Annotated in this window: 12 protein-coding genes; 8 read left to right on the top strand and 4 right to left on the bottom strand. The window is 41.6% G+C overall.

Features of this window, described 5'->3' with window-relative positions; all coding sequences use genetic code 11:
- Nucleotides 1–119: 119 nt before the first annotated feature.
- Together cmk and rpsA are read left to right on the top strand one after the other, a co-directional pair.
- The gene (cmk, locus tag FLP08_RS14665; RefSeq protein WP_156277824.1) at nt 120–821 is read left to right on the top strand and encodes a (d)CMP kinase; all 702 of its coding nucleotides are present in this window, start codon (nt 120–122) and stop codon (nt 819–821) included.
- A gap of 204 nt (nt 822–1,025) precedes the next feature.
- A complete protein-coding gene (gene rpsA, locus FLP08_RS14660) occupies nt 1,026–2,876 on the top strand; it encodes a 30S ribosomal protein S1 (protein WP_156277822.1) in 1,851 nt (616 codons plus the stop codon).
- A 68-nt stretch (nt 2,877–2,944) separates the two neighbouring features.
- Here the strand turns inward: rpsA and FLP08_RS14655 are convergent, their stop codons facing one another.
- A complete protein-coding gene (locus FLP08_RS14655; RefSeq protein WP_156277820.1) occupies nt 2,945–3,859 on the bottom strand; it encodes an alpha/beta fold hydrolase in 915 nt (304 codons plus the stop codon).
- Nucleotides 3,860–4,086: 227 nt separating this feature from the next.
- On the opposite strand from FLP08_RS14655, the gene FLP08_RS14650 reads away from it, so the two are divergent.
- The gene (locus FLP08_RS14650) at nt 4,087–5,109 is read left to right on the top strand and encodes an alpha/beta hydrolase (protein WP_156277819.1); all 1,023 of its coding nucleotides are present in this window, start codon (nt 4,087–4,089) and stop codon (nt 5,107–5,109) included.
- Here the strand turns inward: FLP08_RS14650 and FLP08_RS14645 are convergent.
- Nucleotides 5,095–5,691: a hypothetical protein gene (locus tag FLP08_RS14645; RefSeq protein ID WP_156277817.1), complete on the bottom strand. Its 597-nt coding sequence runs from the start codon at nt 5,689–5,691 to the stop codon at nt 5,095–5,097. The two genes, FLP08_RS14650 and FLP08_RS14645, sit on opposite strands and share 15 nt — an antisense overlap.
- Nucleotides 5,692–5,861: 170 nt before the next feature.
- Between FLP08_RS14645 and pyrR the strand changes: the two genes are divergently transcribed.
- The 5 genes from pyrR to FLP08_RS14620 all read left to right on the top strand — a co-directional run bounded on the left by pyrR (nt 5,862) and on the right by FLP08_RS14620 (nt 9,355).
- Nucleotides 5,862–6,401 (top strand): bifunctional pyr operon transcriptional regulator/uracil phosphoribosyltransferase PyrR, encoded by a 540-nt coding sequence (gene pyrR, locus FLP08_RS14640; protein ID WP_156277815.1) that lies wholly within the window; start codon nt 5,862–5,864, stop codon nt 6,399–6,401.
- A 7-nt stretch (nt 6,402–6,408) separates the two neighbouring features.
- On the top strand, nt 6,409–7,341 hold the full coding sequence (locus tag FLP08_RS14635) for an aspartate carbamoyltransferase catalytic subunit (RefSeq protein WP_156277813.1): 933 nt from the start codon (nt 6,409–6,411) through the stop codon (nt 7,339–7,341).
- A gap of 58 nt (nt 7,342–7,399) precedes the next feature.
- Nucleotides 7,400–7,732 (top strand): ribonuclease Z, encoded by a 333-nt coding sequence (locus FLP08_RS14630; RefSeq protein ID WP_156277811.1) that lies wholly within the window; start codon nt 7,400–7,402, stop codon nt 7,730–7,732.
- Nucleotides 7,733–7,764: 32 nt separating this feature from the next.
- The gene (locus tag FLP08_RS14625; RefSeq protein ID WP_156277809.1) at nt 7,765–8,673 is read left to right on the top strand and encodes a ribonuclease Z; all 909 of its coding nucleotides are present in this window, start codon (nt 7,765–7,767) and stop codon (nt 8,671–8,673) included.
- Between the two features lie 175 nt (nt 8,674–8,848).
- A complete protein-coding gene (locus FLP08_RS14620) occupies nt 8,849–9,355 on the top strand; it encodes a CAP domain-containing protein (protein ID WP_156277807.1) in 507 nt (168 codons plus the stop codon).
- Nucleotides 9,356–9,629: 274 nt separating this feature from the next.
- On the opposite strand, the gene FLP08_RS14615 is transcribed toward FLP08_RS14620, so the two are convergent.
- Complete coding sequence (locus tag FLP08_RS14615) at nt 9,630–11,105, bottom strand: GFO_1087 family putative carboxy terminal peptidase (protein WP_156277806.1); 1,476 nt, start codon at nt 11,103–11,105, stop codon at nt 9,630–9,632.
- Nucleotides 11,106–11,388: 283 nt separating this feature from the next.
- Nucleotides 11,389–12,341, bottom strand: a 953-nt coding sequence (locus FLP08_RS14610; RefSeq protein ID WP_156277805.1) for an OmpA family protein, incomplete at its 5' end; no start/stop codon positions are given.

The raw sequence follows: 12,341 nt of genomic DNA, 5'->3' as shown, positions 1-12,341 counted from the left end.
TAAGTGCGGTAAAAGCTAATTGGGAATTCTTCTTCATCGGCCCAATTTAAGGATTAATGGGTTTTGGAGAAATAAGGCGGTTTTTAATTTATACATTTGCATCTTGGAATAAAATTGTGATGGAAAAAAAGATTACGATAGCGATAGATGGGCATTCTTCTACCGGCAAAAGTACGGTAGCCAAAAGACTGGCCAAAGAGTTAGGATATGTTTATGTGGATACCGGAGCCATGTACAGGGCTGTGACCCTTTATATGATGAGAAAGGTATTTGTTTCTAAAGATAACTTCAATAAAGAGGCTATCCTGCGGCATCTTCCCTTCGTAGATCTCGAATTCAAATTAAATGAAGAGACGGGAAATGCAGATATGTATATGGAAGGGGAGAACGTAGAAAACGAGATACGCTATATGGAAGTTTCTGAACAGGTGAGCAGAGTTTCGGCTATACCGGAAGTTAGAAAGAAGCTGGTAGAAGAGCAACAAGAAATGGGCAAGGAAAAAGGTGTGGTCATGGATGGTCGTGACATTGGTACCGTAGTATTCCCAGATGCCGAACTCAAGATCTTTATGACCGCCTCTACCGAAAAGAGAGCTCAGCGTAGATATGATGAACTAAAGGAAAGAGGAGAGGACGTGAGTTATGAAGAGGTAGAAAAGAATGTAAAAAAAAGGGATTACCTGGACTCAACACGCGAGGACAGCCCGCTGGTAAAGGCTGAGGATGCTATAGAATTCGATAATTCGAACATGGATCTTGAGGAGCAGTTCGATAAGATCCTGAAGATCGTAAAAGATAAGATCCAGGAAGTGAATTCCTAGATATTCCCACCCTAAAATAAAGCTCCGCAATTAATTAGGTAATTAGTTGCGGATTTTTTTTTAGTTACGTATTTTTGCACTCCTTTTTGGCAGAAGACCGGAAATCCAAAAAGGATTGAAAATCAAAACTATAAACAACTTCTGTGGTTTCTGTTTTGCTGAAAGATTTCCGAAGAAACTCAGAATACAAATTTAAAGTCAGTAATGGCTGAAGAAAACAAAAACAAAGACACTCAGGAAATTGAAGTGCAGGATGTAGCCGGAATGGAGACAGCCTCTCAACCTGAAGCAGAAAAGCAACAGGAAAATCCTGAGAAATTCCTTAAAGAATTCAACTGGCACAATTACGAAGAAGGAATCGATCCTATCGACGATGAGAAGCTGGAAGAATTTGAAAAGCTAGTTGAAGAAAATTTCGTTGACACTTTAGATGACGAAGTTGTAACAGGAAAAGTAATCAATATTACAGATCGTGATGCAATTATCGATATCAATGCAAAGAGTGAAGGGGTAATTTCTCTTAACGAATTCCGTTACAACCCAGACCTTAAAGAAGGTGATGAGGTTGAGGTATTAATCGATGTACGTGAAGATGCTACCGGGCAGTTGATCCTTTCTCACCGTAAGGCGAGAGTTATCAAAGCCTGGGAGCGTGTGAACAAAGCTCACGATGAAAGCCTTGTAGTGAACGGATTCATTAAATGTCGTACTAAAGGTGGTATGATCGTAGACGTGTTTGGAATCGAAGCATTCCTTCCAGGTTCGCAGATCGATGTGAAGCCTATTAGAGACTACGATGCTTACGTAGGTAAGAACATGGAATTCAAAGTGGTTAAGATCAACCATGAATTCAAGAACGTTGTTGTATCTCACAAAGCGCTTATCGAAGCAGATATCGAAGAGCAGAAGAAAGAGATCATCGGTCAGCTTGAAAAAGGTCAGGTACTTGAAGGTACTGTTAAGAACATCACTTCTTACGGTGTATTCGTTGACCTTGGTGGTGTTGACGGACTTGTTCACATTACAGATCTTAGCTGGTCTAGAATCAACCATCCAAATGAGATCGTTGAGCTTGACCAGAAACTTAACGTTGTAATCCTTGATTTTGATGAGTCTAAGTCTAGAATTCAGTTAGGTCTTAAGCAACTTTCTCAGCACCCATGGGATGCTCTTGATGAGAACCTGAAGGTTGGTGATAAAGTAAAAGGTAAAGTAGTTGTGATCGCAGATTATGGTGCATTTATCGAAGTTGCTGAAGGTGTTGAAGGTCTTATCCACGTTTCAGAAATGTCTTGGAGCACGCACTTGCGTTCAGCTCAGGATTTCGTAAACGTTGGTGATGAGGTAGAAGCTCAGATCCTTACCCTGGACAGAGAAGACAGAAAAATGTCTCTTGGTATCAAGCAATTGACTCCAGACCCATGGACTGATATTACTTCTAAGTATCCTGTAGGTTCTAAGCACAAAGGTATTGTTCGTAACTTCACTAACTTCGGTGTATTCGTAGAGTTGGAAGAAGGAATCGACGGACTTATCTATATCTCAGACCTATCATGGACTAAGAAGATCAAGCACCCATCAGAATTTACTAACGTAGGTGATGAGCTTGAAGTAGTAGTTCTTGAATTAGACGTGGACGGTAGAAAACTTTCTCTTGGACATAAGCAGATCGAGGATAATCCTTGGGATAAATATGAAAAAGATTACGGAGTTGGAACCAAGCACACTGCAGAGATCACTGAGATCGTAGACAAAGGTGCAACTATCGACTTTAACGAGGATATCACTGCATTTGTTCCGCAAAGACATCTTGAAAAAGAGGACGGAAGCAAATTGAAGAAAGGTGAAGAAGCAGAATTCCAGATCATTGAATTCAATAAAGAATTCAAGAGAGTGGTAGCTTCTCACATGGTAATTCACAAAGAAGAAGAGCAGAAGATTGTTAAGCAGGCTGCTAAGAAATCAGCTGCGCAAAACAAAGACAACACCACTACTATCGGTGATGTAAATGCTGATCTTCAGGCGTTGAAAGACAAAATGGAAGGTAAAGAGTAATCTTTCCTGATATTTATAAACTAAACCTCCTTAGGCAACTAAGGAGGTTTTTTATTTTGATCTGAACACTAAATAGAGAAGTTGTATTTCGTTTTATAGCTTAGGATCGCTTTTTTCAAATCTTCCCTGTTTTCCTGGAAGGGAATATGCCCGCCTTCATACTGCCAGAATAAGACATTGGGGAATTCCACCTTTTTATAATGCTCTGGGCCTACCATCCAGTCTTTCGTTCCATGGAAGAATAAAACCGGAATGTCAATATCGCTGGTTGCAGAGAGATATTTATTCCAGTATTCTTCAAAATTGAATACATTATTTCCCAGGTCGTAATTCCAGTTTGGGAAGCCCTGGTAGGTAGCATCCATGATCGCCTGGTTCTCCTTTTCTACATAGGCCATTTTCCAGAACAGGTCTTTTTCACGAAGTTGATCCCCCAGCTTACTTATTCTTTCCATAAGGCTTAAACTGTCTTTCTCGCAGCCCACATAGGTTTCACCAAGGAATTCTGAAGCTTTAGGGCCCCAGCTGCTACAAAAGCTGTCCTCAAGAAAAAGAGTACAGTTTATCATCATCATACCATCCTGGGCCTTAGGGTAATTTTCGAAATATCCCATCTGAAGAATTCCTGCAAAGGAATGGCCTATGCTAAGCCAGGAATCGTATCCCAGTTCCTGGCGGATCTCTTCAAAATCCAGGCTCATCCTTTCCAGGCTGTAATCACCATTTTTGGGGCTGCCAGACCTCCCTACGCCGCGTTGATCAAGGTAGATCATGGTAAAGTGCTCTTCCATAAAATCTCCAAAGAATTCCTCGAACCAGAAGCTGCCAGAACCGGGTCCACCGTGAATATAAAGGCAGGGTTTTCCTTTTCCTTCTATTTTTACATATAGATCCACTCCATCTGAGGTGGTGATCATTTTTTCTTCAGCTGTTGCTGAAATGCCTAATCCGATAAGCAGTAGTACAAGAATTATTTTTTTCATCCTATTATGATTGATTGGTGATCCTTGCAATGACGATGTACCGTTTATTTTGTTACACCAGATAGAATTACATTTTTAAAGTTCAATTTAGTTTTGCTGTTCTATTTTAATATTCTGTTGATCCACAATACTCTTAAAACCACGGAAATCGTTTTGTAAAAGAAGGCGTTTACAGGTTTTCACAATAGTTTGGCTTTTACTGCCTTAAATAATTCTTATCATTGAACATGAAAAAAAGATATTGGATACCTCTGGTCTTCTTAATAGTATTGGTGGTAACCTATTTCTCCGGACCTATTCCCCAAACCCCGGAGTATACAACCAAGCTGCCAGACTTGCCTTCAGATCTTAAAGTATTGGAGCATTCAATTATTGAAAAAGAAGATTCCATGCCGGTTAGAAAAGGTAACCAGGCCCGGATCGTCTGGCAACGTGAAGCTGAGAAGGCGGAATACAGCATTGTTTATTTACACGGATTTGCCGGTAGTTATAGGGATGGCTATCCAGTGAACCAACATATCGCCGATACTTTAAATGCCAACATTTTTATGGCCCGCTGGGCGGGACATGGTTTACAGCCGGATGCGGCCCTGGAAAATTTTAACGGTAAGAATGCCTGGGAATCGGCGAAGGAGGCATTAGCGATAGGGAACAAGATAGGGGAGAAGGTAATCATCATGAGTACCTCGACCGGTGGCACCTTAGCTTTAAAACTGGCGGCAACCTATCCAGATAAGATCTTTGCCCTTATTAATCTTTCTCCTAATCTCGAGGATGACCAGCCCGGCACTTTCGTACTAAACTCACCCTGGGGTTACGAGATCGCCAGCCTCATATCTTTCGGAGAAATGAAAAAGATCGAACACGAGCAGCCGGAGGCCACACAATACTGGGATACAATTTATCCGTCACGCGCTTTGGTTGATCTGCAGGTTTTGGTGGAGTCAACCATGCTTCCGGAAACTTTCAAGAAAATTGAAATACCGGTGCTTACCTTGTATTATCATAAGAATTTCATCGAGGAAGACCAGCATGTGGAGGTTAGTGTTTACGAAGATGCCTATAAGTTGTTTTCAACTCCAGACTCTTTAAAAGTTTTAAAAGCTCTTGAGACCCCGGGAACCCACTTTATTGGCAGTGAGATCAAATCGAAGGATATAGAGGTAGTAGAGAAAGAGATCATGGAGTTTTTAGGTCGTATAACTTCAAAACAAGACTTGGAAGATATCGCCAACTTAAAGACTTTTTAAAAATTCAGCATAGCCCATAGAATCCTGGGATTTCAATTCATGATCTCCCAAAATTTCATTGATCAAACTCAGATCAAAATTGAGCTCCTCATCTCCAAACCATTCCAGGGCGAAAGTATACCAGGCCTCATCTTTCACCTTTAACCTTGTATATTCTATCTGGCAGCCATACGGCGGAAACTCCTCCAGTTTAACCTTAACAATATTGCCATTCATGTCCTTTTTTAGTTTAAATCCCATTCTTTCCTTTCTCACCGGCAGCCAGTCGTGCTTCTCCTCATTGGTGATCTCGTGCACCAGGGAATCATCTTCTGCCGAAGAAAAGCTCCACTTGGTATATTTCTCGAAATAGCCTTCAGCCTGGCTGGTGAGCTTTTCCTCATCAGACCTGCTTCGGCGATGTTTTACCTCGATATTGTTTTCCCGAAGTTTGATGCTTACATCCTCTTTTTCGATCAGGGAGAGATAGTAATCTATTCGTGCTTCGGTATTTTCAAAAGTATAGGCATTGTCTTCAAACCATTTGGAAATGGACTGGACTTCGGTCTGGAAAAACCATCTGATCTCTTTGCTGTTGAACATGTTTTATGAATTAGAAAATTGCTGAAATCGATAAATCTGAAGGCGAAAAGCTCTATTAAATTTACAAAAACTATCTGAGGGAAGCTGGTTAACTGAATGATATCATCGAAGAATGCATGGCTTTCAATTCAAAAAAAACATTACTTTTGTGGCAATCTACAATTAGTCTCATGAGCCGTAAAGTACTGTTAGACTCAAACCAACTCAATATCATTCTACATCGTTTGGCTTGTCAATTAGTAGAAAAACACACCGATTTTAAGGAAACCGTGCTCATTGGGATTCAGCCAAGGGGCATCTATGTGGCCGAAAGGCTGGAAAAGATCCTGAAAGAGGAATATGGCCTGGATGATATCAAAATGGGACAGCTGGACATCACATTTTACCGTGATGACTTTAGACGGGGTGAGAAGCCCCTGGAAGCCAATAAAACGAGGATAGATTTTATTGTTGAGGATAAATGCGTGGTGTTCATAGACGATGTTCTCTATACAGGCCGAAGCATCAGGGCAGCACTAACGGCGATCCAGTCTTTTGGAAGACCTAAAGAAATTGAACTTTTAAGTCTTATAGACCGAAGGTTTAGCAGGCATTTGCCCATTCAGCCAGATTATAATGGGAGACAGGTAGATGCGATCAACGAAGAAAAAGTAAAGGTAAGCTGGAAAGAGAACGATGGCGAAGATGCGGTTTACCTCATTTCAAAATAGATAAAAAATGAGCAGTGAATTAAGTGTAAAACACTTACTGGGGATCAAATATCTGAAACCTGAAGATATAGAGTTAATCTTCAAGACAGCCGATCATTTTAAAGAGGTCATTAACAGGCCCATTAAAAAAGTTCCCTCACTGCGAGACATTACCATAGCCAACCTTTTTTTCGAGAACAGTACCAGGACAAGGCTTTCCTTTGAACTGGCCGAAAAACGCCTTAGCGCAGACGTGATCAATTTCTCTGCGGCCTCATCTTCTGTGAAAAAAGGCGAGACTTTAATAGATACCGTAAATAATATCCTGTCCATGAAGGTGGATATGGTGGTGATGCGTCACCCTAATCCCGGAGCGGGGATATTTCTCTCAAGGCATGTGAATGCCAGTATCGTGAACGCCGGTGATGGAGCCCACGAACATCCAACCCAGGCCTTGCTGGATTCTTATTCTATCAGGGAAAGGCTGGGGGATGTGGCCGGTAAAAAAGTGGTGATCGTTGGTGATATCCTGCACAGCCGGGTGGCTCTTTCGAATATTTTCGCATTGAAACTGCAGGGTGCACAGGTAAAGGTATGCGGACCCAAAACCCTTATCCCTAAACATATAGAATCCCTGGGAGTAGAGGTGGAGACCAATCTTAAAGCTGCGCTGGAATGGTGTGATGTTGCCAATATGCTCAGGGTTCAGAACGAACGTATGGACATCAGCTATTTCCCCAGTACCCGGGAATATGTAAAACAGTTCGGCCTCAATAAAAGATTGCTGGATAGCCTTGATAAGGAGATCGTGATCATGCACCCGGGACCAATCAACCGTGGAGTGGAGATCACCAGTGATATTGCAGATTCTGAACATGCCATAATCCTGGACCAGGTCCAGAACGGGGTGGCGGTGAGAATGGCGGTGATCTATTTGCTGGCCGCGAAAATTAAACAATAGCAAAATCTTTAGAAGACTACTTCTATTTTTTTAAATTAGAGGGAAACATATTTAACGCATGAATACTTCCAGGAAAGAGAACTATTTATTGATAGCCAAAGAAGGCGATTCTTTAACCGAATTCGCTTCAGAACTTACCCGCCATCATGATGATTTTAAGGCAGAGAATGTGGTGGTAGATCTTAGAAGTTTTAATAATGCCTCTTCTGAAAATATACTGGCCTTTTTGGAAATTTCGAACCTTCACCGAAACGAGAACAAAAGTTTTGTTTTGGTGAACGATGCCGTGGGCATCGATGAATTACCAGATGAGCTGGTGGTTGTTCCTACGCTTCAGGAGGCTGAAGACATGGTTCAGATGGATGAGATCCAGAGGGATCTTGGATTTTAAACAGGCTTACCTAGGCTGAAAAACCAGATCGAATGAAGATCAATATTCTGGGCTGTTATGCAGCAACTCCCCGAAGCTTTACCAATCCTACCTCGCAGGTTCTGGAGATGCAGAATCATCATTTTTTGATCGACTGTGGCGAAGGTACCCAGGTGCAGCTTAGGCGGAATAAGATCAAGTTCTCCAGGATCAAACATATTTTTATTTCTCACCTGCATGGAGATCATTTCTATGGGCTGGTCGGGCTGGTTTCCACCTTTCGCCTGCTTAACCGTGAAACCGAATTACATATTTACGGGCCTAAAGGAATTAAGGAGATCATCACCCTTCAGCTTAAACTGGCCAATTCATGGACCAACTTTCCGCTCATTTTTCATGAACTTACTTCAAAAGATCCACAACTCCTGTATGAGAATGATAAGTTGAGTGTGACTACCATTCCGTTAAAACACAGGGTGTACACCAATGGGTTTCTATTCCGTGAAAAGAAAGGAGATCGCAAGCTGCTAATAGATAAGGCTGAAGAATACAATATTCACTACAGCCTTTTTAATAGCCTTAAAGCAGGAAAGGATGTAAGGGCCGAGGACGGAAAACTCATTGCGAACCACCTCGTAACCGCAGATCCTCCTCCACCAAAGTCATACGCCTTTTGCAGTGATACGGTTTACGATGTGGAGATCGTTCCTTTGATCAGGAACGTCACCGCTCTTTACCATGAATCCACCTTCCTGGAGGAGCAGATGGAACTGGCATTTCCTACCAAACACTCCACGGCTAAACAGGCTGCTAGCATCGCCAAATTGGCCGAAGTACAGACGCTTATTTTGGGACATTACTCTACAAGGTACGCGAATATCGATCAGTTCCGGATAGAGGCTGAGGAGATCTTTCCTAAGGTGATTTTAGCCGACGACGGTAAGGAAATTATCGTCGAATAGCAAATATCGATTTAACATCTCACAGGCCTTTAATCGACTGAAAACCAAATAACCGACCGTGTTTTCCTACAAATAATGTTAAATTTTATCTAATTTTAGTAATATTTTAGCTTATATATGTCTTTAGTCGATAAAAAATGTAGATTTATCCTACCTGAATCTAACATGTATATCGATGAAAAATATTACGTTAACAGGAAGTATGTTAATTTTTTGTGCGTTGTTTCTTACATCGTGCTCTAAAGATAGCCTTCAAGATGATGTTACCGCTTATGACCAGGTAGTAACTGAAAAGGCCGAATACGATTATAATACGATCGAGGTTGAAATTCTTGATGAACTTAATACTTACAGAAAGGCTATTGGCCTGAACGAATTAAAGGTGCTGGCTGAAGTTTCTATTGAATCTGAAGGTCATAATGAGTATATGATACAAGAAGGCGAAGTAAGCCATGACAATTTCTCCATGAGGGCATCCCAGCTTATGAACAGGGTAGGAGCCAAGGCTGTAGGAGAAAATGTAGGATTTGGTTACAGTTCTTCCAAGGCGGTAGTAAATGCCTGGCTAAAAAGTAAAGGTCATAGAGAAAATGTGGAAGGTAACTATACTCACTTTGGAATTTCAGTTAGACAGGATGAAGAAGGAAGAAATTACTTCACCAATATATTCATAAAAAAATAACGAACTAGGTTTGTTTTCCCCCCAAATCGAGAAAAGGGTTCAGGCTAGAGGCTGGCCCTTTTTTTTATGCCTTATTGATAAGGTTCAATGTTAATTCTATACGGTGTTTATTTAAAATTTCCTTAAACCAATTCTGCAGCAAGATAATCTTCCCGTTTTTAAGAGAATTTAATAGGTTTTGACGGCTTTTAATGAAAAATTAAATATCGATTATCCCGAAATAAAAAAAGTCCGGAGTTAGAACCCTGGACTTTTTTAATTCGGTTTGATTTTATTAATTCAAACCTGGTAGCTGGTTGATATACATCCGCTGGAATTCGGGGTCATTCATCCCGTTTTCACCAAGATGTTCAAATTCAATTCTTTTAATGGCAGACCTGTTACTTTCAGATCGTCCTAAGATCGCATCCATGGCTTTCTGTAATAAGGGTTCATCTACATCTCCCAGATTTCCAAATTCGTTTAAGTTTTCCACGTAGGTGATATCCGGCTGCAAACCATTTACATAATCTGTTTTTCCTACAGAATTGAGAGATTTAAATACCAGTGGCTGTAATGCATAAGTATGGTTTTCACTGGCTCCTTCTTTACTAAAATCATCGCTATCATACAAGGTGACCGATGCCTGGAATTTCCCTACGGTATGATCACCAACCTGCACTACGTTTATATATGGATCGAGGCCGTTGATCACCAGCTCACTTGCTGAAGCACTGGAAGCGGAAGTTAGAATATATACCTCAGATAAATTGAGACTGTTTATTTTTTCACCGGTTCGTGTCCTATCATCGAACCTGTTTAGAAGCGCTTCCGGATTTTGAGTTTCATAGAAAGACTGATATTTTGCATTCCACTGTTCCTTCACAAACACATCTCCCTGGAATTGCCCGGTGATCATACTCGAAAGGTCCTTGGCAGATTCTACAGAGCCTCCTCCATTGTACCTTAGATCGAGGACCAGGTCGGTAACACCCGCAGTTTTAAATTCTCCAAAAACGGTATTTAACTCATCGTCAAAATTGCCTGTAAAGCTGTTATACATCAGGTAGGCGATCTTACGTCCTTCGATCTCAAAAACCTTAGAAATAAAGACAGGATTTTCAGTGTAAGGATCGTCACTCAGAGTAACTGTCTTATCCGTGAGGGTGATTTCACCATTATTTACTTGTCCCACATTGATTGTAAAACCTGACTGGTCTATAAGATCGGAGAAGTTACTCCTGGTAAGTTTTTGACCGTTGATCTCGGTAAAGATATCTCCCCGTACGAGTCCTGCTTCCTCTGCCGAGGTTCCCGGAAGAACATATCTTATTATTCCAAACACATTGTTGGTTCCTGAAATCCTTCCAATTCCATATTTGATTCCGGTGGCACCGCTAACCCCATCAAACCGGTCTTCCAGGCTCTTATAATCATCTGTTATAAAGCTGAACCGGTCAGCTTTAGAAGTAAGATCATCAAAGAGGGCTTCTGGGGAGGAAGCTCCAGCCAGGTATTCGCTTTTTTCATTAGAGTTTTCAAAATAGTTGTTTGCGAGTTCTGGTACATCTGCCTTGTATAAATATATTTCGTTCAGGGCATTATAGACAAAACGTTCAATCTCCAGTTCAGGATCTTCGGCAGATCCATTAGGCTCGGTTATTTCGCTGCTTGTGCTTGTTTCATTTCCAAAATCTTCTGTTTCCTTTGAACATCCGGTAAGGATCAGGAAAAGAAGAATGTTCCAGATTAGTGTTCTTTTTAGTATCATCAATTATTTCTTTTTCTGCAATTCTCTCATAATAGTTCAGCAATTATGCCAAAATTTGTTAATAAACTATTGATTTATAAGAAGAGCATGTTTAATGATACTTACGTAATAAAAAAGCCAAAGGTTCAGGCTAGAGGCTGAACCTTTGGCTAAAACAAATTGTTGGGGTTTGAAAATTATTAAAAAGAGGCAATTCCGGGTTTCCTGCCGTAGCCTTTAAAGGGCTACCAAAACGGGGGGAACAGTAAACATATCAGAATGCCTCTTCCGGTTAGTTAGCCGGTTAATCCATTTTTACCACGCTGAACATGGACCTTCTGTTAAGCTGGTGATCTTTTTCGGTACAACGGTCACAATCGATGGCCGGTTTGGTCTCGCCGTAACCTTTATAGGCAACGATACGCTCTGGGGCGATGCCATTTTCTACCAGGTAATCCCTGGTGGATTTGGCTCTTCGCTCGGCCAGTTTTTCGTTGTATGCGTTGGTACCCCTGCGGTCGGTATGCGAACCTATCTCGATGACCAGCTCGGGGTACTGGTTTTTCATCAGGTCGATAAGCTTATCCAGTTCTGCCGCGGCATCGGGGCGGATGTTAGCTTTGTCAAAATCGAAATAGATATTGTCGATCTCGGCCAGGTATTCCACATCCTTTACCGGGTTTAGCTGAATATCATACTGGATCTCCTCCTTGTCATCGGCCTGCATGGAACTAACCTCTCCATTAAAAATCTCGTAACTGATCTCTTTGGCTTCTACGGGGAAGGTCTGGTCTCTTGGGATCTCAGTCTGGTAATTTCCTTCCTGGTCTGTTTCCAGAAACACCATTTCCTCACCCTCTTCATCCATCAGCCTTACCGTGGCCGAAGGGATGGGCTTGCCATTGACCGCATCGGTCACCTGTCCTTTCAGGATCAGCGGGTTGAGCTTGTTGAAGACATAAATATCATCACTGCCGCCTTCGCGGTTGGTGGAGATATAGCCTTCTTTTGAATTATCTACCTGGAAATAGGCAAAATCATCCATGCTGGAATTCACCGGTTCGCCCAGGTTTTCTACCTGGCCCTCTTCCAGTTTAAAGATATCGAACAGGCCTAATCCGGCATGCCCGTTGGAGGAGAAGTAAAGGCTGCCATCGCTGTCCATAAAGGGGAAGCTTTCATCGAACTCGGTATTGACCGGTGCTCCCAGGTTCTGTGGCTGCCCGAAACTGCCATCCTCGTTAATACTTACTTTAT

Origin of the sequence: Christiangramia aestuarii (assembly GCF_009735585.1) — a bacterium.
Lineage (GTDB): Bacteria > Bacteroidota > Bacteroidia > Flavobacteriales > Flavobacteriaceae > Christiangramia > Christiangramia aestuarii.
This window is presented reverse-complemented; position numbering and strand designations above follow the sequence as displayed.